19 protein-coding genes are annotated in these 22,445 nt (G+C 36.2%); 15 read left to right on the top strand and 4 right to left on the bottom strand.

What is annotated here, in order from left to right; all coding sequences use genetic code 11:
* The first annotated feature begins 598 nt into the window (after positions 1 to 598).
* Positions 599 to 1,048 carry a hypothetical protein gene (locus DIT68_RS15535; RefSeq protein WP_109360746.1) on the top strand — a complete coding sequence of 150 codons (450 nt, stop codon included), beginning with the start codon at positions 599 to 601 and terminating at the stop codon, positions 1,046 to 1,048.
* A gap of 126 nt (positions 1,049 to 1,174) precedes the next feature.
* On the opposite strand, the gene rsmG is transcribed toward DIT68_RS15535, so the two are convergent.
* The 3 genes from rsmG to DIT68_RS15520 all read right to left on the bottom strand — a co-directional run bounded on the left by rsmG (position 1,175) and on the right by DIT68_RS15520 (position 3,914).
* On the bottom strand, positions 1,175 to 1,798 hold the full coding sequence (gene rsmG, locus DIT68_RS15530) for a 16S rRNA (guanine(527)-N(7))-methyltransferase RsmG (protein WP_109360745.1): 624 nt from the start codon (positions 1,796 to 1,798) through the stop codon (positions 1,175 to 1,177).
* 383 nt (positions 1,799 to 2,181) lie between these two features.
* Positions 2,182 to 2,787, bottom strand: coding sequence for an RNA polymerase sigma factor (locus DIT68_RS15525; RefSeq protein WP_109360744.1), 606 nt, complete (start codon positions 2,785 to 2,787; stop codon positions 2,182 to 2,184).
* Positions 2,778 to 3,914, bottom strand: coding sequence for a glycosyltransferase (locus tag DIT68_RS15520; RefSeq protein ID WP_109360743.1), 1,137 nt, complete (start codon positions 3,912 to 3,914; stop codon positions 2,778 to 2,780). Before DIT68_RS15520 ends, DIT68_RS15525 begins: the two co-directional genes overlap by 10 nt.
* 76 nt (positions 3,915 to 3,990) lie before the next feature.
* Between DIT68_RS15520 and tgt the strand changes: the two genes are divergently transcribed.
* Both tgt and DIT68_RS15510 read left to right on the top strand, forming a co-directional pair.
* Positions 3,991 to 5,121 carry a tRNA guanosine(34) transglycosylase Tgt gene (tgt, locus tag DIT68_RS15515; RefSeq protein ID WP_109360742.1) on the top strand — a complete coding sequence of 377 codons (1,131 nt, stop codon included), beginning with the start codon at positions 3,991 to 3,993 and terminating at the stop codon, positions 5,119 to 5,121.
* 6 nt (positions 5,122 to 5,127) lie between these two features.
* Positions 5,128 to 6,216 (top strand): LptF/LptG family permease, encoded by a 1,089-nt coding sequence (locus DIT68_RS15510; RefSeq protein WP_109360741.1) that lies wholly within the window; start codon positions 5,128 to 5,130, stop codon positions 6,214 to 6,216.
* Positions 6,217 to 6,337: 121 nt separating this feature from the next.
* Here the strand turns inward: DIT68_RS15510 and DIT68_RS15505 are convergent, their stop codons facing one another.
* Positions 6,338 to 6,937, bottom strand: a complete 600-nt coding sequence (locus DIT68_RS15505; protein WP_109360740.1) for a NifU family protein — start codon at positions 6,935 to 6,937, stop codon at positions 6,338 to 6,340.
* Positions 6,938 to 7,153: 216 nt separating this feature from the next.
* On the opposite strand from DIT68_RS15505, the gene DIT68_RS15500 reads away from it, so the two are divergent.
* The 12 genes from DIT68_RS15500 to DIT68_RS15445 all read left to right on the top strand — a co-directional run bounded on the left by DIT68_RS15500 (position 7,154) and on the right by DIT68_RS15445 (position 22,426).
* Positions 7,154 to 7,654 (top strand): HYC_CC_PP family protein, encoded by a 501-nt coding sequence (locus tag DIT68_RS15500; RefSeq protein ID WP_449374853.1) that lies wholly within the window; start codon positions 7,154 to 7,156, stop codon positions 7,652 to 7,654.
* A gap of 82 nt (positions 7,655 to 7,736) precedes the next feature.
* The gene (locus DIT68_RS15495; protein WP_109360738.1) at positions 7,737 to 9,977 is read left to right on the top strand and encodes a TonB-dependent receptor; all 2,241 of its coding nucleotides are present in this window, start codon (positions 7,737 to 7,739) and stop codon (positions 9,975 to 9,977) included.
* Positions 9,978 to 10,031: 54 nt separating this feature from the next.
* Complete coding sequence (locus DIT68_RS15490; RefSeq protein ID WP_109360737.1) at positions 10,032 to 10,382, top strand: heavy-metal-associated domain-containing protein; 351 nt, start codon at positions 10,032 to 10,034, stop codon at positions 10,380 to 10,382.
* A gap of 251 nt (positions 10,383 to 10,633) precedes the next feature.
* The gene (atpD, locus tag DIT68_RS15485) at positions 10,634 to 12,136 is read left to right on the top strand and encodes a F0F1 ATP synthase subunit beta (protein WP_109360736.1); all 1,503 of its coding nucleotides are present in this window, start codon (positions 10,634 to 10,636) and stop codon (positions 12,134 to 12,136) included.
* 12 nt (positions 12,137 to 12,148) lie between these two features.
* Positions 12,149 to 12,439, top strand: a complete 291-nt coding sequence (locus tag DIT68_RS15480) for a F0F1 ATP synthase subunit epsilon (RefSeq protein ID WP_109360735.1) — start codon at positions 12,149 to 12,151, stop codon at positions 12,437 to 12,439.
* A gap of 195 nt (positions 12,440 to 12,634) precedes the next feature.
* Positions 12,635 to 13,378, top strand: a complete 744-nt coding sequence (locus tag DIT68_RS15475; RefSeq protein ID WP_109360734.1) for an isoprenyl transferase — start codon at positions 12,635 to 12,637, stop codon at positions 13,376 to 13,378.
* A 1-nt stretch (position 13,379) separates the two neighbouring features.
* Positions 13,380 to 15,887: an outer membrane protein assembly factor BamA gene (gene bamA, locus DIT68_RS15470; protein ID WP_109360733.1), complete on the top strand. Its 2,508-nt coding sequence runs from the start codon at positions 13,380 to 13,382 to the stop codon at positions 15,885 to 15,887.
* 73 nt (positions 15,888 to 15,960) lie between these two features.
* Complete coding sequence (locus DIT68_RS15465; protein WP_109360732.1) at positions 15,961 to 16,479, top strand: OmpH family outer membrane protein; 519 nt, start codon at positions 15,961 to 15,963, stop codon at positions 16,477 to 16,479.
* 33 nt (positions 16,480 to 16,512) lie between these two features.
* Positions 16,513 to 17,043, top strand: coding sequence for an OmpH family outer membrane protein (locus tag DIT68_RS15460; RefSeq protein WP_109360731.1), 531 nt, complete (start codon positions 16,513 to 16,515; stop codon positions 17,041 to 17,043).
* A 65-nt stretch (positions 17,044 to 17,108) separates the two neighbouring features.
* Positions 17,109 to 17,933, top strand: coding sequence for a glutamate racemase (gene murI, locus DIT68_RS15455; protein ID WP_109360730.1), 825 nt, complete (start codon positions 17,109 to 17,111; stop codon positions 17,931 to 17,933).
* Positions 17,933 to 18,457, top strand: a complete 525-nt coding sequence (locus tag DIT68_RS15450; RefSeq protein ID WP_109360729.1) for a gamma carbonic anhydrase family protein — start codon at positions 17,933 to 17,935, stop codon at positions 18,455 to 18,457. Before murI ends, DIT68_RS15450 begins: the two co-directional genes overlap by 1 nt.
* 186 nt (positions 18,458 to 18,643) lie before the next feature.
* Complete coding sequence (locus tag DIT68_RS15445) at positions 18,644 to 22,426, top strand: carboxypeptidase regulatory-like domain-containing protein (RefSeq protein ID WP_109360728.1); 3,783 nt, start codon at positions 18,644 to 18,646, stop codon at positions 22,424 to 22,426.
* The last annotated feature ends 19 nt before the right edge of the window (positions 22,427 to 22,445 follow it).

The raw sequence follows: 22,445 nt of genomic DNA, 5'->3' as shown, positions 1-22,445 counted from the left end.
TAAAAAAGCATGGTCATAGAGCTAAATCGGTTTTCAAATATGGATTAGAATATATATCAAGCTTCCTTTTGAACCCTGAAAAGAAAGGATTTAGCAAGGTTTTATTGAAAATTGTCATGTAGTGTAAAAAAAAATGGAAAGCTCAAAATATTGTTGATCAGTGTGCATGCGAAAAGTGTAATGGAGCTTAATGTAAGAGCGATGAGCATATGGGTGACCAACATAAGTATGTTCAGCTCACGGCCGATTATTGCAAGGGCGATTAGTATATCGCCCCCACACTAACTCCTGACTCAGCTGTATTGTCAACTAGATGAGCTTCTCAGGCCTTATTTGAACAAGGTATATGCAATTGAGAAATTAGTTTTTCCAATCGGTTGATTCGTTTAAAATAAGACGCGTATTAACATCTCTTACAGGTTTGTTTTTGTTTGAGTTCCTTAATTTTCCTTCGTCTTTGTATGAATTGGTCTATTATTTGTTTCAGGACTTTTGCTTTGCCTGGTGAAATAGAAAAAATAAAATATAAACATCATCGGAATAGAAGCATTTTATTATATTTGAAATCCCGAGAAAAAACTTTGCTAAACTTTAGAGAATGAAAAAAACAATATTGCTTGCGTTATCAACTATTTTACTTTTCGGTGCAGGAAATGCACTTGCCCAAGATAAGGAGGAGAAAGAGTTGAACTGCTTCGAAAAATATGAAGAGGCTTTTAAAGAACGTGGTTCTTACACAATTTCAGATAATATTTATCGTAACGTAATGATTTCTTTCTTCGAAGGAGAGGAAGTATTTTGTGTGCGTGGTAAGGTGCGTGTAGAAAATGGATATGTTAGTGCTATCTTCTATTACTATGACGACAATACAGAAGAATTGTATGACAAGAAGTTTAGTAACCTGAGCAACGAGCCACCTTCTGTAGTGAATGGAATTTCAGAAATGATTATGAACGCCGATCGAGAAACACTAAGAGTCGTATTCATAGATAAACTAAAACCAAAGAGAAAGAAATTGCAAAAAATGTCAATTCCAGATGATATTTAAAATAGTCTAAAAGACTATTCAAGAAGTATAAATGTAAAAAAAAGACTGCCACTCGGTAGTCTTTTTTTTTCATCTAAATTTTAGATAGTACTGTGTGAAGATTTGAAAATATGCTCTTGTGATTGATTAATAAAGCTGTACGTATACGACTTTCTTTGTTTCGAAAAATTCTTCGGTAAAATATTCTGGAATATTATAATATTCGTGAAAAGTCTGTACAGTACTCATTTCCTCAGTCAAATCACCTCCCTTGAGGTAAAGGATTCCGTTAGGAAGCGCATTCTTATGTTTTTTATCGATCTTTTTTCTCACCCATGAAATGAAGGCTGGCATTTTGGTTACCGCTCTACTCACAATAAAGTCATATTTCTCTTGAAGCTCCTCTGCGCGCTTATGGCTAAACCGAACATTTTCTAACGCTAATGCTTCAACAACAGCCTCAACAACTTTAATCTTTTTTCCGATAGAGTCGACCAAGTGAAACTGGCACTCAGGAAACATTATCGCTAATGGAATCCCAGGAAATCCACCTCCTGTGCCTACATCCAAAATTTTTGTTCCAGGGTTAAATCGAATTACTTTTGCAATGGCCAAAGAGTGTAAAACATGGCGCTCATAAAATTGATCCATATCTTTTCGGCTAATCACATTGATTTGTTGATTCCATTCCTCGTAAAGTGGTCCTAATTTCTCAAATTTAGCGATTTGATCCTCGGTTAATTTTGGGAAGTATTTTTTAATCGTTTCCATAGTGCAAAAATAGCATAATCACGCATTCTTGTTAAATCAAATATCAATTAAATATTCGTGATTCTTCGCGCTGAGAAAATATACTCCGGAAAGTTGTTTTTTTACATTCCATTTGCAATTTAGGGACGAACGATATGCAAATCATTCCCTCATTGCAACTTCGATTAATATTTTCCCGAAACACGAAATCCTCGAATTTTTCAATCTTTAAATCATATTAAATCCTTTAATCCAATTTCTGAATTAGAAAGTTCTCTATCAAGGCACGCACAGTTTATAAATCCAAGGCGTTGACTCTTGTCAATGCGCTGCTCTGAGCCTGTCGAGATGAGACTTCTTTATAAACTTTGTGTAACGCAGATAGTGGACTTTATAAACAGAAATTAGATTGTATCTTTGGTCTTCTTCATGACATTCGCTAAAAACTCCCTAGCTCTAAATAATTGAGCTTTTACGGTTCCCAAGGGCAGGTCTAGTTCCTCAGCGATTTCATCATAACTTAACTCCTCAAAATATCTCTTGATGATAAGTTCTTTGTATCTCGGCTTTAACTTGTCTACAACATCCCGCATGGCTTTTACCTTTTGTTGCTTAATGAATGTTTCTTCAGGGTCTAAAAAACCACCATCTATCTGCATGCCTACAGATTCTCCGTTTTCATTTGTAAAAGCATGATCCATTGAGGTGAGTGAGATTCTTTTTTTACGAATATGGTCAATACAGTTATTTGAAGCTATTTTAAACAGCCATGTGCTAAACGCATAGTTCGGAGTGTATTGTTCAATCCGGTTAAATGCTTTTCCAAATGCCTCTATGGTTAAATCTTCGGCGTCGTCCGTGTTTTTAATCATTTTTAGAAGCATGTAGTAAACAGGTTCACGATAGCGATTCATTAATTCTGCAAAAGCAGCTTGGTCACCGTCTTTTGCACGATTAACTATGAGTAAATCCTTTTTTCCCTTTTCTGATAAGTTATTTCCTACTTCCATCTTGACCCTGTTGATTTTGCCGAGGTATAATACAATACCGGAGAGGAAACTGCATAAATTAGATCCCACAAAAGTATGCTCCAGATAAATCCTGATTGTTCTAGTTTTTTCATTGCTAAACCGAAAATAATCCATTTAGAAATTAAAACAAAAGCAACTATTCCTATTGAAATCCATGTAATTCCTCCAATAGCCAACAAAGTAAATAAAGATATTGTTAGTAAGATGAGTGACAAGGGATATATTCCTAACAATAGTTTTTTGAAAAGTGAATAGCGCCCAGTTGTACCATAGTGTCTAGATTTTTGAAGGTATAAATCAGACCATTTTTCTTTTCCATCCGAGTAGCAGAAGCCGAGTGGAGACAAGGAAATACCATAATTTTTGTTTTTTGCGACTTCTTGAACGAATAAATCATCATCCCCAGAGGAAATAGAATAGTGAGATTTAAATCCACTATTGCTTAAGAAAAGATCTTTTGTGTATGCTAAATTTCTGCCTACACCCATATATGGAATGCCAGCTTTCGCGAAGGATAGATAATTTAAAGCAATGATCGCAGTATCTAGTCGAATAAATCGATTTAACAGTCCTGAAGTTTTGTTGTGTGGACCGTATCCCAAAACCATCTCTTTTTTTTGCGAGAATTGGTTTGCCATAGTCCTTAACCATAATTTTGAGGATGGTTTGCAATCTGCATCTGTTAACAATAAGTGATTGTATTTAGCACCTTTTATTCCAAGGGTTAAAGGAAGCTTTTTTCCCATCGCTAAATGGTGATTACGTTCTAAGTGGATGACCTTCAGGTGAGAATATTTTTCTTGGAATGCTTTTAAGATGTAAAATGTATTATCTGTAGATTGGTGATTCACGACAATTACCTCAAATTCGCCGTAGTCCTGCTCTAAGATGAAAGGAAGGAGTTCGAAGAGATTGTCTTCCTCGTTTCGCGCACAAATAATGATGCTCACAGGAGGAAGATTGTTTTCATCAGTACTTTTTTCTTGGTGAAAAGCAATTCTACTGTAAAAGAAAAATATCCAAAAAAGCTGAATAAAAGCCATTGCCCATAATATAATGGATAAAGTGCTTTGTAGCGGATCAGAAAAATCAGGAATAGAATCCATTTCTTATAGTTTTTTGCAAATATGGCACACTTGTTTAAATACCGTTATCTTTGTGCTTTTATTTTTCAACATTTTTATGCACTTCGAATTATTACATCAAGATAAAAGCTCTCAAGCTAGGGCTGGGAAATTAGTTACAGATCACGGAGAAATTGAAACTCCGATTTTTATGCCTGTGGGTACAGTCGGCTCTGTAAAAGGGGTACATCAGCAAGAAATCGAAAATGAGATTAAAGCTCAAATAATTTTGGGAAATACCTATCATTTGTTTTTGCGTCCTGGTACCGAAGTACTTGAAGCGGCTGGAGGTCTTCATAAATTTATGAACTACAATCGACCGATTCTTACAGATAGTGGAGGATACCAAGTGTACTCCATGTCAGGTTCTCGTAAAATTACCGAAGAGGGTGTAAAGTTCCAATCACATGTTGATGGTTCATATCACTTTTTTACGCCGGAAAGAGCTATCGATATTCAACGTTCTATAGGAGCTGATATTATTATGGCTTTCGATGAATGTACTCCTTATCCATGCGATTACCAATATGCGAAGCGTTCAATGAAAATGACACACCGCTGGCTGGATAGATGTTTTACTCAAATGAACAATACGGAACCTAAATACGGTTATGAACAAGCTTTGTTTCCTATCGTACAAGGAAGCGTTTATACCGACTTAAGACAGGAGTCGGCCAAATATATCGCAGATACAGATTCTTTGGGGAATGCAATTGGCGGACTTTCCGTGGGAGAGCCAGCTGAAGAGTTGTATGCAATGACGGAAGTCGTTACCGAAATTCTTCCCAAAGAAAAGCCACGTTATTTAATGGGAGTAGGAACACCAGTGAACTTATTGGAATGTGTTGCGCTCGGAATTGATATGTTTGATTGTGTTATGCCAACGCGTAATGCTCGTCACGGAATGTTATTTACGAGTGAGGGTGTGATTAATATCAAGAATAAAAAATGGGAGAAAGACTTTACGCCATTAGATCCAAATGGAACTTCTTCTGTTGATCATTTTTATACAAAAGCTTACTTGAGACATTTGCTAAAAACGAAAGAAAGTTTGGGAATGCAAATTGCTTCAATTCACAATTTAGCGTTTTATTTAGCGTTGATGAAAGAAGCGAGAGCGAGAATTGTTGATGGAACTTTTACAGAATGGAAAAATAAAATGGTTGTTAAGTTAGACCAAAGATTGTAAGTACTTATGCTCAAAATACTAGACCGATATATCATAAAAAAATATTTGATTACTTTCTTCTTTATGTTGGGAGTAATTATGATTTTGGCAATGGTTTTCGATGTGGCTGAGCGTGTAAGTGAGTTTATTGAAAAGGATGCGCCCTTAAGGGCAATTATATTCGATTATTACCTCAATTTTATTGTCTATTTCGGTAATTTGTTCTCTCCGCTTATCGTGTTTGTGGCTGTAATTTGGTTTACCGCAAAAATGGCCCAAAACAGCGAAATTATTCCTATGTTAAATAGTGGGAGACCGTTCAGGAGAATCCTTCGGCCTTACATGATCGGCGCAACAATTCTAATGCTTATTTCCTTGGCGCTAAATCACATTGTCCTTCCAGAATCAAATAAAGTGCGTCTTCAATTTGAGGAAGACTATTATCGAAATGTAAGAACCGTTCTAGATTATTTTGCTGAATTTCCGGGTAAAAAAGTGGTGTATTTCGATTCTTATCGCTCAGATAAAGATCGTGCGCTTGGATTTGTAATGGAGAACCGAAACGAAAAAAACGAATTGGTCTCTATATTAAAAGCCAATCAAGTTTTTAACCCGGACAGTACGGACGTTTGGAGATTGCAAGACTATCATATCAGATATATCGGTAACCCACATGATGAAATAATTTATCCTGCGAATAGCGGAGAGCACTTAGATACTATTTTGCCTTTTAAGTTGAGTGAAATGGCACAACGAAGCACTGTAGTTCAAACTATGGGCTATAATGAGTTGAAGGATTTTATTGCCCTCGAAAAAGAAAAAGGTTCTGCTGATATAGCCTATTATGAAATTGAGTTTTATCAACGCACATCTTTTCCTTTTGCAACCTATGTTTTAACTTTGATTGGATTGTCTGTTTCCTCAAGAAAATCTAGAGGAGGAATAGGTGTGAATATTGCAGTAGGATTACTTCTGGCTTTTATTTATATTTTCGCGATGAAAGTGACCTCCGTAGCCGCAGAAAATGTAGGTTTCCCAAGCATCGTAGCGGTATGGATTCCAAATATAATCTTTGCAATTTTAGGGATTGTCCTTTACCGACTCGCACCGAAATAATTACGAATTTAAATATGCTACCGCAAGTCTTCGACTTGTGGTCATATTCTTCAATTCGTAATTCGTAATTTTCTCCAATCTCTAACGCGTTAAACATTAATAATTAAACAATAATCATTAATTACTCCGCTACAACCTCAGTAACTTCAGGTATGTGTTGTTTCAAAATTTGTTCAATCCCACCTTTCAAGGTGTTAGTAGAAGAAGGACAACCAGAGCAAGCTCCTTTTAATACCACAGTAACAACACCTTCGTTGAAGTTCCTAAACTCAATAGCTCCTCCATCACCTTCTACAGCGGGTCTAACGTATTGGTCTAGCAAATCTTTTATGGCGTCATCAAATTGAGATGGTGTATAATTCGTTGTATCTATCGTCTTGTCTTCTGCTGCTGGTGCGGGCCTTTCTTCAGGTATTTTCGTAACTACGATTTTCCCGTCAGCAATATAATTCCTAATGTAATCACGTAATTCTGTTAAAACATAATCCCAGGCAAGGGTGTCGTCCTTGGTAATAGATACAAAATTGTTGGCAAAATAAACACCCTTCACAAAAGGAAAGGTGAAAAGTTCATCTGCCAATGGAGAAAAACCTTTTGTTTCTTGCTGACTTTTAAATTCTGCCGTTCTTGAAGGATCAATAAGGTAGTTGTTGGCAACGAATTTCATTGTATTTGGATTCGGTGTCATTTCAGCATATATGGTAACCGGTATTTTTGACATAATTCTTATTTTATAGTGCAAAGTTAACAAGGAATAAGTGAATAATGTTTGTTTAACTCAAATTTTCCTAATCCGCGATAAAGCCAAATGCTTCAATTGTGCTTTGCTTTTTTTGTAGGTTTAATATTCCACTGTTTTCTACTTTTGCTTTGTTCCCCGCAGAAAGTGTTGAATGCCTATAGCTTAAAACTAAAATAATCAAAGCTAGGATGTTTTGTGTATTTGTTATTTCCTGGTTATTTATTTTCTAATGAATCTCAATTTCATTATTTTTGTCCTGTGAAACAGAAAAAACACATATTCCTTTTACTCTTAATGGCTATATTTTTTATTAGCACAACTGGAGTAACTGTCTACAAGCATTACTGTAGTCACGGTGGAATGTTTTATGGTGTTTATGCCGATGTAGCGCATGCTTGTGATCACAAAGAGGATAAGCAGTCTGCGAAAAACCATGATTGTTGTGCCACTTCAAGCGAGACCGGCTTAACGATTCAAGAAGATTGTTGTACTAGTGATGTTAAGATGTATCAAATTGATATCGATTTAGCAACCAACGACGTTAAGTTCAATTTTCTAACTGATTTTTCTTTCAATCTCTCCAATTCAGCTTTATTTTCGATTCCTGAATTCATAGAGATTTCAACCTCAAACAAAGCTCCCCCTGTCCTTTCTACTCTAGAAAGACTCTCCCTTTTTCAGATATATTTGATTTAGAATTAATCCTTTGTGTGTTCAGGCTTTTTAGGAAGCACTGTCATAAAGTATTCGATTAGAAATAAATCAAATTATATTAGAAATGAAAAACAATTTAATTTTATTAGTAATTCTATTGAGTGGATTCGCTTACGGTCAAAAAGTGAGTATCCAGGGAACAATTAGTAGTTACATAGATTCTAAAAGTACCGAGCCCTTATTTGGCGCAGAAGTATTTTTGAAAAATGCAAAAGAAGGCGATATTTCCGATGAAAAAGGAAGGTTTTCTATAAAAGCAAATGCGAATATAGCAGATACTCTGATCATTAGAGCATCTGGATATTATTCAGATACTGCTTATATTAATAGCAATGAAACCGTAAATTTAAGAATTACACTTTACCCAGAATTCGTAACGGAAGAAGTGGTAATTAAAGCAAAAAGAGACAACTCTAGTATCCTTCGTTTGGACCCACGTAATGTGGAGAACCTTACACAAGGAGAATTGCGTAAAGCCGCATGTTGTAATCTCTCCGAATCTTTTGAAACCAATGCAACAGTGGATGTGAGTTTGGCAGACGGTGTTTCAGGCTCTAAAAGGATTCAAATGATGGGGTTGAACGGAAGGTATACTCAACTTCAGTTTGAAAATATTCCTTTCATGCACAACCTAGACCAAGCCTTTGGTTTGGCTTCAGTGCCAGGGACATGGATTTCATCCATTCAAATTACTAAAGGTGCTGGAACAGTAACCAATGGGTATGAATCCATGGCAGGTTTGATCAATTTAGAATATCACAAGCCAGACAATGTAGAGCGACTTTTTATTAATGGTTACGGAAGTATTCAAGGTCGTGCAGAATTAAATTTACACGGTGGAAAAGAAATCAATGATAAATGGAGTAGTGCATGGTTTGTTCATGGAGCTTCATTAAAAGCAGAGAATGATCGTAATAAAGACGGTTTCAGGGATATGCCACTTGGGGATAACTTGATCCTCATGAATCGCTGGAAATACAATACTGAATTATTTAGAGGTCAAATCGGTGCCAAAGTGAGCCACACCGATCAGCAAGGTGGTCAAATTGGCTACAATAGATACGAAAACCAAGCCAATCAAAGTCTGTATGGGGTGGGAATAAGAAATACGAACGTTGAGGTTTTTGGTAAAACAGGCTTCTTGTTTAAGGAAGATTTGTTTAGTTCCATTGGTGTAGTTTACTACATGAAATACAATGAGTTGAATACTGTTTTTGGAAATAGGTCTTTGGATGCTACCGAAAAAAGAGGATATGTGAATGCGATGCATGAAACAATTCTAGGGAACACAAACCATAAATTGAAGTCTGGTTTAAGCTTTGTTTACGATGATTTAGAACAAACAATGGAGGATAAACTTCCTAATGATACAACAATCAGAGATTTTAATAGAACTGAAATAGTTCCAGGAGTGTTCACAGAATACACTTTCACAGGTTCAAGATCCATTGTAGTTTTGGGCGCAAGAGCCGATTATCACAATTTATACGACTGGCAATTTACGCCACGTGCAAATTATAAGTTTGATTTAACAGAGCACATGGACATTCGTTTAACCGCAGGTAGAGGTTTCCGTGTTTCAAACTATGTTACCGATAACTTGTCCTTAATGGCGACGAACCTACCTTGGTACGTGGATAATGATATAGCGCCAGAAGTTTCATGGAATTTCGGAGCAAGTTGGTTGTGGGATTTCAAATTGTTTAACAGAAAAGCGACATGGACAGCCGATGTGTATCACACAACATTTGAAAACCAATTGGTAGTGGATAGAGATGAGTCCGCTGATTACATAAGGATGGGAAATCTAAATGGTACTTCTTATTCCAACGTATTTCAGACTGACTTCAAATTTGAGCCCGTGAAGCGTTTCGAGATTAAAGCGGCGTATAAATTCTTGGATGTGAAGGCTACAACAGGTGGGGAACTGGCCTCTGTTTTAATGGTCCCTACTCATAGAGGGTTTATCAACTTCGCTTATGAATCTAGAAATAATAGGTGGTCGTATGATTTAACGCTTTCAGTTTTCGGATCTCAACGTCTACCTGAAGTGATGCGTCCAGATGGAACTTTTACTACAGACAATACAAGTGAGGTTGTGCCAATGATGTCGGGACAGATTACCCACCGATTCAAAAAGTTTGAAGTGTACTTGGGAGGAGAAAATCTTTTAGATTATAGACTAGAGAATCCAATTATAGATTCAGAAAATCCTTTCAGCGAAAGATTCGACGCAACAAGAGCTTACTCCTCAATTTTCGGAGTAAATGTCTACGCAGGTTTTAGATTCGACATAGGGAAATAATTAAAAATAAATAAAAGCTCGAGAGGGGTGATTTAAAAATTTTAAAAAAGAAATATGAAAAATACATTAATGATAATCGTTGCAGCAATAAGTTTGTTAACGAGTTGTGCCACATCGAAAAGTAGTGAAACGACAAAGCCAACAGCATACATTCAAACCAACGCACAGTGTGGAGATTGTAAAGAGAGGATAGAAGGAGTTTTGAATTTCGAAAAAGGAATCATCTATTCAAATATGGATTTGGATACAAAAATTGTTGAGGTGAAATATAATGCGAATAAAACATCTTTAGAGAAGATAAGGAATACAATTGCAGCAATCGGTTATAATGCCGATGATGTAAAAGCGGTGAAGTCAGCACAGTCAGCTTTACCGGGTTGTTGTCAGCCTGGCGGACATGACTAAATGCCATATGAAGCTTTTGAAAAGGCGATGACAGCTTGTGTCGAAATTAATAGAATTAAAGCTTTATATAAGGTATGGTAATAAAAAGCATATTGTGGTTATATTTAAACAGAGGAATTTGTTCCTCGGTTTAGATAAAAGTAATTAACAATCAAATTTTAAATTGTGGAAAAAAATAGTCTATTAAGCGTCGAGTACGAAATAAATAAACTATCTTTGCGCCCAAATTGAATAACTTAAAGGTTAGAATAATGTCAGAAATCAAAGGACAAGTTTTACAGGTAATCGGTCCTGTAGTTGACGTAAGCTTCGAGAAAGGTGTAGAATTACCAAATATTTTCGATGCATTGTATGTGCCGAGAGCGGATGGTACAAGAGTCGTTTTAGAAGTGCAGTCTCACGTAGGAGAAAATGCTGTAAGAACTGTATCTATGGATACAACTGACGGATTTACACGTGGTATGGAGGTGCTCTCTACAGGAGACTCAATTCAGATGCCAATTGGAGATCAAGTAAAAGGACGTTTGTTTAACGTTGTTGGGAATGCTATTGATGGTTTGCCAGAAACAGACCGTGAGGCTGGAATGTCAATTCACAGAGAAGCGCCAAAATTTGAGAATTTATCAACTTCTTCAGAAGTTTTGTTTACAGGTATTAAAGTGATCGACTTAGTTGAGCCTTACTCTAAGGGAGGTAAGATTGGTCTTTTCGGTGGTGCTGGTGTAGGTAAAACGGTATTGATTCAAGAGTTGATTAATAATATAGCCAAAGCTTACGAAGGACTTTCAGTATTCGCAGGAGTTGGTGAACGTACGCGTGAAGGAAATGACTTGCTTCGTGAGATGTTGGAGTCAGGAATTATTTGCTACGGTGAAGAGTTCATGAAGTCAATGGAAGAAGGGAAGTGGGACTTGTCAAAAGTTGATCACAACGAATTGAAAGAGTCCAAAGCAGCCTTCGTTTATGGTCAGATGAATGAGCCTCCAGGTGCACGTGCTCGTGTAGCTTTGTCAGGTCTTACTTTAGCTGAGTACTTCAGAGATGGAGAAGGAGATGGCGCAGGAAAAGATATTCTTTTCTTCGTTGATAATATATTTAGATTTACACAAGCAGGTTCTGAGGTGTCTGCACTACTTGGACGTATGCCATCAGCAGTAGGTTACCAACCAACGTTGGCTACAGAGATGGGGGCGATGCAAGAGCGTATTACTTCTACTAAGAACGGTTCTATTACTTCGGTTCAGGCTGTTTACGTTCCTGCAGATGATTTAACTGACCCCGCTCCGGCAAATACATTTGCTCACTTGGATGCAACAACAGTATTGTCAAGAAAGATTGCTGAACAAGGTATTTATCCAGCGGTAGATCCGTTAGATTCTACTTCTCGTATTCTTTCTGCTGCTATTTTAGGAAATGATCACTATAACTGTGCACGTAGAGTTCAATCTACTTTGCAACGTTATAAAGAACTTCAAGATATTATCGCAATTCTTGGTATGGATGAGCTTTCTGAGGAAGATAAGTTGGTTGTACACAGAGCGCGTCGTACTCAGCGTTTCTTATCTCAACCATTCCACGTAGCTGAGCAGTTTACTGGTTTAAAAGGAGTATTGGTTGATATTCAAGATACAATTAAAGGATTCAATATGATTCTTGATGGTGATCTTGATAAGTATCCAGAGGCTGCTTTTAACTTAAAAGGAGATATTAATGATGTAATTGAAGCAGGTGAAAAAATGCTTGCTGAAGTTTAAAACGATATAACTATGTGGTTAGAAGTTATTACTCCAGAGAAAAAAATGTTTGAAGGCGAGGTAGATGCCGTTCGTTTCCCAGGAATCGATGGTTCATTCCAAGTTTTGAAAGGACACGCGCCAATTATATCTTCACTTACGGAGGGTAAAATCAAAGTAGATTTGTCAAACCATGAAACAGATTTTGATGAGTTTTCAGGTTCTTTTGAACCAGATTCATCTAACTCTCGAGTGATCAGAATGACAATTAATGGAGGGGTAATGGAGATGCAAAATGATAAAATTATTGTTCTTGCAGACTAAACTTATAATAAATTAAGAAAAAGGGAGTTGTATAAAGCAATTCCCTTTTCTTGTTATAATACACTTAGAAGCTTTGCTAGAATAGGGTAGTAACAGGAGGTTAAATTTTTGGTCTCTGTTAAACAACGTTAAGGTTGTCTTGATTTTTGTTTAAAAATCGTTTTTGTTATTGTAAATTCGTCGTCTATAAAAAATATGAGTCTATTAACTAAAATAAACCTCGAGAAATGTCCAGAGCACATTGCCATTATTATGGATGGTAATGGACGTTGGGCGAAACAACAAGGTGAAGTAAGATTATTTGGGCATTCTATTGGTGTGGAAGCTGTAAGGGAAGTTTTAAAAGCTTGCGTTGATCTTGGTGTGAGACACCTTACACTATATGCTTTTTCTACCGAGAATTGGAACCGACCAAAAGAAGAGGTGGATGGACTCATGAATTTAATGGTGGAAACTATTTCTAATGAAGTGGCGGAGCTTGATGCAAATAATATTAGATTAAGAAGTATTGGTGATAAGTCAAGGCTTCCTGATGCTTGCAGAAATGAGCTGAATAGTGCTATGGACGCAACAATAACAAATAATTCTTTGGACTTAATTCTTGCATTGAACTATAGTGCACGTTGGGAAATGGTGGATGCAGCAAAAAGATTAGCGCAAAAAGTAGAAGCCGGCTTAATGAAATCCGAGGATATCGACGAAAAGGCTTTCTCCAGTGAAATGTGCATCAATGATATTCCTGATCCTGAATTATTAATAAGAACCTCAGGAGAATGTAGGATTAGCAATTTTATGTTATGGCAAATTGCCTATTCTGAATTGTATTTTACGGATACTTTATGGCCAGATTTTAAGAGAGAAGATCTCTTTAAAGCGGTTTTAGATTATCAAAATAGAGAACGACGTTTTGGTCAAGTATCTGAACAACTGAAAAAATAATATGAGACACTTCACGATCGTATTTTTATCAATTCTCTTGTCCACGTTTACGTTTGGGCAGTTTATTGATTATGAAACTCCGAAAACTTACGAAATTGGACCTATTTCTGTAAACGGTGCGGATAATTTCGATCACCAAGCCATTAAACTGATTGCGGGTCTGAAACAAGGTTCAAAAATTGTAATTCCCGGAGAAGAAATAACTAAAGCGATCCGAAACTTGTGGGATGAAGGTCTTTTCTCTGATGTGAAAATCAAGCTAGAAAAAACAGTAGGTGAAATTGCTTATATTTCTATAAATCTACAGCCAAGACCAAAACTTTCTCGTTTCAAATTTGAGGGCGCTAAAAAGAAAGATGCCGACAATATTAGAGAAGAAATTAATTTGTTTTCGGGTAAAAGTATAACCGAAAACCTAATTTTTAACACAAGGGCTAAAGTCGCTGGCTATTATAGAGAGAAAGGATTTTACAATGTGGAAGTAGATATTCAACGAGTGAACGACTCTTTGATGAATAATTCCGAAATCTTTATTATTCAAATCGATAGAGGTGAACCTGTTCGTATTGCTGAAATTAATTTCTACGGCGCTGAGTCAGTTAGTGAAACAAAGTTGCGTCGTAAAATGAAGGACACGAAACAAAAAGCATTTTGGCGTTTTTTCAAAAGATCTAAATTTACAGTTTCAGCTTTCGAAAGAGATAAAGAATTAATGCTGCAGGAATTTAAGGAAATAGGTCTTCGTGACGCAAAAATTGTGAAAGATTCCGTTTACAGAAAAGATGAAAGAAATTTAATTGTAGATATTGAAATAGAGGAGGGGGAAGAATATTATTTCGGAAATATTACCTGGGTTGGAAATGCCAAATATACTTCAGGGTATCTGGATACAATTTTAGGAATTAAGTATGGCGACCTGTATAATAAGACTTTGTTAGATACGCGCCTTTTCCAAAGTATGGATGGGAGAGATATCACTTCTTTATATATGGATAAAGGACATTTATTTTTCCAGGCAACACCAGTTGAAGTAAATGTAGAAAATCATCATATCGATTACGAAATTCGATTGATTGAAGGGAAAGAAGCCAGAATTAAGGATATTATTATAAAAGGTAATTTTAAAACTAACGATTATGTTATTCGTCGTGAGATAAGAACCAAACCAGGAGACTTATTTAATAGGAATGACATCATCCGTACTCAGAGAGAATTGGCACAGTTGGGATATTTCGATGAACAGGCCTTTGAAATTAACCCGCTACCAAACCCTGCAGATGGAACTGTTGATATTGAATATATTGTAACTGAAAAATCATCAGATCAAATTGAATTATCTGGAGGTTATGGGGCCGGTAGAATTATTGGAACCTTGGGATTAACTTTTAATAATTTCTCTATTCAAAACTTATTTAAAAAAGAAGCTTGGCAACCACTGCCTACGGGAGATGGTCAAACACTCTCACTCAGGGCGCAAACAAATGGTAGACAATACCAATCTTATAACTTTGCATTTACAGAGCCTTGGTTAGGTGGTAGAAAACCAAACGCTTTCTCTACTTGGGTGAATCATTCTAAATATGGTTCGTACCTAGAAGAAACTAATTCAAGCTATTATAATGTTTCTATCACAGGATTAGGTGTTGGACTGCAGAGAAGAAAGAAAATTCCAGATGATTATTTTAGTGCATATTATGAATTGTCTTATAGTTACTATGATGTAACGAATTACGATGCTTTTTCTTTTGGTGATGGATATTCAAATGATATTGCTTTAAAATATATTCTATCAAGAAATTCTGTTGATGCACCAATTTATCCGAGAAGCGGTTCGCGTTTAACTTTTACCGCAAAAGGAACTTTGCCTTATTCACAATTTGATGGTGTTTCGGACTACAGCACAATTTCTACACAAGAGAGAATAAAGTTTGCGGAATATTATAAGTTGAAGTTTACAGGTGAATGGTATCTACCTTTAAGCCCAGATAGAAAACTAATCTTAATGCCTAAAATTGGCTTTGGTTTCTTAGGAAGTTATTCAGATGCAAAGGGACTATCGCCTTTTGAAAGATTTTATCTTGGAGGAAACGCATTAACTGGAGTTGGAAGAATGGATGGTCGTGAAATTATATCTCTTCGTGGTTATGAGGATTCAGATCTCTCATCAAGAGTGGGGGATCCTTTAATTTCTCGTTTTACTTTGGAATTAAGATATCCAATTTCATTAAATCCCTCTGCTACATTCTTTGTGCTTGCATTTGCGGAAGCTGGAAATACATATCAAGGATTTGATAGCTTTAACCCTTTCAACGTCAAAAGGAGTTTGGGTGGTGGTGTAAGAATTTTCCTACCAATGTTTGGAATGTTAGGTTTCGATTATGGTTGGGGCTTCGATGCGCTTGATCCACATAGTAAAGGAGCTGCATCGGCAAACGATATTCTGCGTTCAAACGGAAACCCAATTGGAGCGTTCCAATTTATTATTGGAGCTAATTTAGGAGATTTATAATATTTATTAAAAAAAATAGTTATACGTCTTTAATTATGAATTGGATACAAAGAATTTAAAAATCAGAACTACAATGAAAAATTTAATTTTAATTCTCGCCCTTATTTTTGGTACGTCATTTGCTTCGTACAGCCAGAAATATGCATACATAGATTCAGACTTCATTCTAGAAAGTATGCCTGAATACAATGAGGCAAAAGATCAGTTAGATAATTATGCTACGAAATGGCAAAAAGAAATTGATGAAAGATATAAACAAATTAAAAAGAGAAAGGAAGAATTTTTAAGAGTAGAAGCGATATTGCCCGAGGAAGAACGAGAGAAAAGGTTGGAGGAAATTGAAACGATGGAATCTGAGGCTTTAGAAATGCAACAATTAAGGTTTGGAGTAAGTGGAGATTTATTCGCTAAACGAAAAGAATTAATCGAACCAATTCAGGATAGAGTATTTGAAGCCTTGGGAAAAGTTGCGAGTAACAGAAATTTCTCCTTCGTTTTTGATAAAGCAAACCAATCAAATCTTATCTTTGCCGATCCTAAATTCGATATCAGTAAAATGGTACTGAGAGAAATGGGAATTAATGCACGATAATTATAAATCAGAATATAAACTACAAATAGAATCATGAAAAAATTAATGCTAATACTAGTAATGGCGGTTACAACTTTAGGTGCTGCTTACGGTCAATCTTCAATGGCGCATGTAAATACTCAAAAAGTACTTGACACAATGCCATCGCGTAAAAATGCAATGACAGAGTTAGAAAACTTTGAAAGAAGAGCGGTTAAAGAATTGCAAGAAACACAGCAGAAATTGCAAGGTGATTACACTAAACTTCAACAAGAAAAAGCTTCAATGAGCCCAACGGCATACAAATTCGAAGAAGAACGTTTGATGAAAAAGTCACAAGAGTTTCAAACACGTCAACAAGAATTGGATGAGCAAATTCAAATTTTAAGTCAAGAATTAAATGCGCCAATCCTAAAAACAGTTCAAGATGCGGTAGCCAAAGTAAGCAAAACTGAAAAAGTGGATTACGTAATTGACGAATCTTCTTTATTATACAGTGGAGGGAGAGACATAACTATGCTTGTAATTAAGGAAGTTCTTCGCGTAGAAAGAGAAGCAGCTGCAAAAGCAACAGATCCAAAATAAAATTTCAAAATAATTTTTCAAAAAGCCGTTATGAATTCATAACGGCTTTTTGCGTACATTTGATTATGAATAAATCAAGTCCTATTGGTTTCTTTGATTCTGGTTATGGCGGCTTAACCGTTCTGAAAGAAGTACAAAAACAATTACCAAACTATGATTTCCTTTATTTAGGAGATAACGCCAGGGCTCCCTACGGTACGCGCACAGCTAATGTTGTTTATCAATATACCTGGGAGGCTGTAAAAACTTTGTTTGCACAGGGTTGCGATCTTGTGGTGTTGGCATGTAATACGGCTTCTGCCAAGGCCTTGAGAAGGATTCAACAAGAAAAATTACCGGATTATCCAGGGAAAAGAGTACTGGGAGTTATTAGACCAAGTGCTGAAGTGGTGGGTAGCTATAGCAAATCGAACAATATTGTGGTAATTGGTACAGAGGGAACTATTTCATCTAATACTTATGTTGATGAATTTAGTACTTTTAGCCCTCAAACCTTTGTGAATCAGTATGCCTGTCCATTGTGGGTCCCGCTCATAGAGAATAAACAATTTAACACCATTGAAGGAGAGGCTTTTATTAAGAATGATTTACAAAAAATAATTACAAACTTCCCTAAGGCTGATGTCCTTCTTTTAGGCTGCACTCACTATCCAATTTTACAGTCATTCATCGAGAATCACATTCCTAAAAGCATCCTTGTGATTAGCCAGGGAGAGATTGTCGCCGATTCATTACTCTTGTATTTGTCTCGCCATGAATGGTTGGATAAGAAGCTTTCAAAAAATAAATTCACACGGTATTTAACCACTGAAGATCCTGAGGTTTTTGAAGTGTTGGCTTCTTCTATCCTTGGAATCGAAGTAAATGTAGAACACATTAATATAGAATAATGGCTTTAATAAAAGAATGTCGAGGTTTTACGCCTCAATTTGAAGAAAATTGTTGGTTTGCAGAAAATGCAACAATTGTTGGAGATGTTAAAATGGGTAAGGGTTGCTCAGTTTGGTTTTCGGCAGTGATTCGCGGAGATGTGAATAGCATTGAGATGGGAGAAAATTGTAATATTCAAGACGGTGCAGTGATTCATTGCACTTATGAAAAATCGAAAACCATATTGGGAAATAACGTTTCCGTTGGACACAATGCAATTGTTCATGGATGTCAAGTAGGAAACAACGTGCTCATTGGAATGGGGGCAATTGTAATGGATAATGCACTTGTGAATGATAATGTTTTAATTGCAGCGGGTTCTGTAATACTTGCGAATACAGTTTTAGAGTCTAATTCTATATACGCAGGTGTGCCAGCAAAAAAGATTAAAACTTTGTCAGAAGAAACATTTAAAGGAGAGGTGAAACGAATAGCAAGTAATTATGGAATGTATGCAAGTTGGTTTTCTGAAAAGGAAATATAGACATGTATATTAACCAAAGACTTTATAGTTTAACAAATATTTTCTTTTCAAGAAGAGTTTACCTTTGTAAATGACAAATGTGTAAATCTTGATATATTTTTTCACAGATGTTAAATTTTCTAAATGAAATTTTTCTATATTTACACTTTTTCGAATAAAATGAGTAAGAATAAATAACAATAACTTATGATACGTAGATTCTACTTTTTGTTTTTAAGCATCGTTTTGACGGTAGGAACTGTTTTTGGACAGGCCGGAAATGGAACGATAAAGGGGTCCGTTATAGATAGCGAATCCAATGAGCCAATTCCTTTTGTGAAAGTCGTACTATACCAGGGTGGTATTATCAAAGGGGGAACTGAATCAGATTTTGATGGTGATTTCCAATTTCCATCAATTTCATCAGGTACTTATGATGTTGAGTTTCGTTCGCAAGAATATCAAGCGATGAAAATCGAGAATGTTGCAGTTTCGGCTGAGAGAATTACATTCTTAGATAAAACGAAATTATCAAAGCCTGAAGATGTGCAGGAAATGGACGAGGTCCAAATTATTGCCTATAAGGTTCCATTGATTAATAAGGATGGTGGAGCGCAAGGTTCTACTGTAACGCGAGAAGATATTTCTAAGCTTCCAGTACGTTCTGCCTCTGGGGTAGCGTCTACTGTGGGTGGTGTAAATGCATCCGAGGGTTCAGGAGAAATTAGTGTTAGGGGTTCTCGTGAGGGGGCTTCTTACTATTATATAGATGGTATTAAAGTACGTGGTTCTTCAAATCTTCCAAAATCGGCACTTGAAGAAGTACAAGTTATTACGGGAGGTGTTCCTGCTAACTATGGAGATGCTACTGGTGGTATTATTTCGGTAACAACAAGGGGTCCATCGGCAGAATACTTCGGAAGTATTGAAGCAGTTACATCTGGTTTTTACTTTAAAGGTGAAGACGAGTTAGGATATGATGGAAAAGTTGTTGGTTTAGATCAATTCGGATATAACCTTGTAGAAGGTATGATTTCTGGTCCACTTTGGATGAAGAAAGATTCTATGGGTAAAAAGACTGAGCCTATTTTAGGTTTCTTGCTTTCTGCAACTTTCAATGATCAAATTGACACGCGTCCAGTTGCCGGAGGTTCATACAGAATTACTAAAGAAGCAAGACAGTCATTGTTGGATAATCCATTAAGACCTTCTGCGGATGGTACAGGTTATTTCAATAATTCAGACTTTTTAAGAGAAGGTGACTTTGAAAAGACAGACTACAGAATGAATGCACGTCGTCAGATTGTTACTGCTGCAGGTAAAATTGATGTGAATACAGGGCCAACAGTGAATTTAACTTTTGGTGGATCTATGAACTACAGTGGTGGTAAAAGGTATAACTACAAACAATCACTTTACAACTTCGAAAACTTCGGTAACCTTGATGAGTTTGACTGGAGGGTTTATGGGCGTTTAACACAAAGATTTAGAAATGATACTGAAGGTTCTAGTTCTAAGGTTAAAAGTTTCTACTATAACTTAATGGTAGATTACTCTAAGACAAATAGAGAACTGTATGATGAAAGACACGAATACAACCTGTTTAATTATGGTCACGTAGGATATTTTAATTCTACTTTTAGACCTACATACGCATTTAACGATGGAACTATCGAACCAGATAGTTTAATTCACAATGGTTTTGAGTCAGTTATTGTTGACTTTACACCTTCTGATCTTAACCCATCTTTGTCTGCAATTACAAGTCAGTACTATGCGCTTAATCCAGACCCAGAGGATAGTTACCAAAATATTGAGCAAATTAACCAAGGTGGTGGTTTAAGAAACGGAGATGATCCAAACGAAGTTTACGGAATTTGGAATAATTTAGGTACTCCTTACAATAGTTTCTTCAAAGGTGAAGAAGAGCAACTGCGTATTACAGGTTCTGCATCAATTGTTATTGGTGGACACAACATCTCTCTAGGTGTTGAGTATGAACAACGTTGGGACCGTGGTTGGGGATCAGGTAACTACTTCTATGGAACAAGAGGTGGTGATGGACCAATGGGTATTTGGAAAATCGCTCGTTTGTATATGAATGATCACATTAAAGAGCTTGACGAAAGTAAACCAAATTACGATTTCTACGGTACTTATCCTCGTGTTACTTACGAACGTTTGAATACAGGTTACGCTGCAAACCAAGGTAATGGAGCTTATGGTGGTGCGGAGTTTGGTGATGACCAGTTTTTCTTTGACTATAACTTTAGAAAAGCAATTGGTTTTGACCCAGCGGGTAACGACCTTGTAAATATCGATAGCTACGATCCATCTATTTTTAGTTTAGATATGTTCTCTCCAGATGAGTTATTTAATTCAGGAAACAACTTAGTATCTTATTATGGATACGATCACACAGGAGAGAGAGTTTCTGGTGCTACAGACATTAATAAATATTTTAATGAGACGGATGAGAATGGTAACTACAAAAGATTTATTGGTGCATTCCAACCTACTTATGTTTCAGGTTACATCATGGATAAGTTTTCTTTTGATGACATCGTATTCAACGTAGGTGTTCGTGTGGATGTTTTTGATGCAAATCAGCCAGTACTTAAAGATCCTTACTTATTTTACAATGCGCGCTCTTCTGCAGAAGCAAAATCTTTGAAAGAACAAGATCCTAATACATATGCATGGGTAAATATTCCTGAAAGTATTGGAGATGATTATGTAGTTTATGTAAACGACGTGAAAAATCCAACTCAAATAAATGGATTTAGAAATGGAGAAACTTGGTACAACCAAGATGGTACAGTTACGCAAGATCCTTCAACTTTAGTTGGTTCTTCAGGAATTGCACCTTGGTTATTGAAGCCAGAGCAAGAATCTATTTCTGCTGATGCCTTTGAAGACTATAAAGTGGCAATCAATGTTATGCCACGTATTGCATTCTCTTTCCCAATTTCGGATGAAGCGAACTTCTTTGCCAACTACGATATCTTAACAAGTAGACCTTCAACTGGATTGCGTTTTGATCCAATCGATTATCAATATGTTACAGCAAGAAGTATTGTAATTAACAATGCTAATCTTCGCCCAGACAAAACAATTGATTACTCATTCGGTTTCCAACAAGTATTGACACGTACTTCTTCTTTAAAAGTGAGTGCATTCTACCGTGAGTTGAGAGATCAAATTCAAGTAAGAAATGTTTTTGAAGCATATCCAGCAACATATAAAACTTATGGTAACCGTGACTTCGGTACCGTTAAAGGTTTGACGTTAGAATATGACCTAAGAAGAACAGGTAACTTAAGAATGACAGCAAACTATACACTTCAGTTTGCCGAAGGAACAGGATCTGATCCAGAGTCTGCACTGTCTTTTGTTAACTCAAATCAACCAGATTTACGAGTTGTTTATCCTTTCTCTTATGATCAAAGACATGCATTTGCATTTACAGTGGATTACCGTTATGGTTCTGGTAAAGATTATAATGGTCCAGTAATTAAAGATGTAAACGTGTTAGAAAATACAGGATTAAACATTATTACTTTAATCAACTCTGGTACACCTTACTCAGGTCAAAAGAACATTACACCAGCAGCTATTGGAGCAGGTACTCCTCAGTTGACAGGTGGATTAAATGGATCGCGTAAACCATGGACTTACCGTTTAGATCTTCAGTTAGATAGAACGATTGATCTTGAATTTGGAAAAGAAAATGAGAAGAAAAAACGTGCTTATTTAAATGTTTATGTTCGTGTTACCAACCTTCTTAATCAATTTAACGTACTAGGAGTATACAGAGCAACTGGTGTTGTTGATGACGATGGTTATTTAGCTGCTGCAGGATCGCAAGCTACGATTCAAAATCAGTTAGATGAGCAGTCTTACAGAGACTTATACAGTATGTACATGAATAACCCATACAACATAAGTCAACCAAGAACAATAAGATTAGGTGTTAAATTTGATTTTTAATAGATAAAAAACAGTAAGA

Origin of the sequence: Brumimicrobium oceani (assembly GCF_003143775.1) — a bacterium.
Classification (GTDB): Bacteria; Bacteroidota; Bacteroidia; order Flavobacteriales_D; family Crocinitomicaceae; genus Brumimicrobium; species Brumimicrobium oceani.
Note: the sequence above shows the minus strand (reverse complement) of the source record. Positions and strands in the feature narration are given on the sequence as shown.

Excerpts from the sequence above, each read along its gene's own strand:
- bamA (WP_109360733.1), top strand. The coding sequence starts at position 13,380 with ATGAGACACTTCACGATCGTATTTTTATCAATTCTCTTGTCCACGTTT.
- DIT68_RS15505 (WP_109360740.1), bottom strand. The coding sequence starts at position 6,937 with ATGTCAAAAATACCGGTTACCATATATGCTGAAATGACACCGAATCCA.
- DIT68_RS15450 (WP_109360729.1), top strand. The coding sequence starts at position 17,933 with ATGGCTTTAATAAAAGAATGTCGAGGTTTTACGCCTCAATTTGAAGAA.
- DIT68_RS15510 (WP_109360741.1), top strand. The coding sequence starts at position 5,128 with ATGCTCAAAATACTAGACCGATATATCATAAAAAAATATTTGATTACT.
- rsmG (WP_109360745.1), bottom strand. The coding sequence starts at position 1,798 with ATGGAAACGATTAAAAAATACTTCCCAAAATTAACCGAGGATCAAATC.
- DIT68_RS15475 (WP_109360734.1), top strand. The coding sequence starts at position 12,635 with ATGAGTCTATTAACTAAAATAAACCTCGAGAAATGTCCAGAGCACATT.
- DIT68_RS15535 (WP_109360746.1), top strand. The coding sequence starts at position 599 with ATGAAAAAAACAATATTGCTTGCGTTATCAACTATTTTACTTTTCGGT.
- DIT68_RS15495 (WP_109360738.1), top strand. The coding sequence starts at position 7,737 with ATGAAAAACAATTTAATTTTATTAGTAATTCTATTGAGTGGATTCGCT.
- atpD (WP_109360736.1), top strand. The coding sequence starts at position 10,634 with ATGTCAGAAATCAAAGGACAAGTTTTACAGGTAATCGGTCCTGTAGTT.
- tgt (WP_109360742.1), top strand. The coding sequence starts at position 3,991 with ATGCACTTCGAATTATTACATCAAGATAAAAGCTCTCAAGCTAGGGCT.
- DIT68_RS15490 (WP_109360737.1), top strand. The coding sequence starts at position 10,032 with ATGAAAAATACATTAATGATAATCGTTGCAGCAATAAGTTTGTTAACG.
- DIT68_RS15525 (WP_109360744.1), bottom strand. The coding sequence starts at position 2,787 with ATGGAAGTAGGAAATAACTTATCAGAAAAGGGAAAAAAGGATTTACTC.
- murI (WP_109360730.1), top strand. The coding sequence starts at position 17,109 with ATGAATAAATCAAGTCCTATTGGTTTCTTTGATTCTGGTTATGGCGGC.
- DIT68_RS15445 (WP_109360728.1), top strand. The coding sequence starts at position 18,644 with ATGATACGTAGATTCTACTTTTTGTTTTTAAGCATCGTTTTGACGGTA.
- DIT68_RS15460 (WP_109360731.1), top strand. The coding sequence starts at position 16,513 with ATGAAAAAATTAATGCTAATACTAGTAATGGCGGTTACAACTTTAGGT.
- DIT68_RS15465 (WP_109360732.1), top strand. The coding sequence starts at position 15,961 with ATGAAAAATTTAATTTTAATTCTCGCCCTTATTTTTGGTACGTCATTT.
- DIT68_RS15480 (WP_109360735.1), top strand. The coding sequence starts at position 12,149 with ATGTGGTTAGAAGTTATTACTCCAGAGAAAAAAATGTTTGAAGGCGAG.
- DIT68_RS15520 (WP_109360743.1), bottom strand. The coding sequence starts at position 3,914 with ATGGATTCTATTCCTGATTTTTCTGATCCGCTACAAAGCACTTTATCC.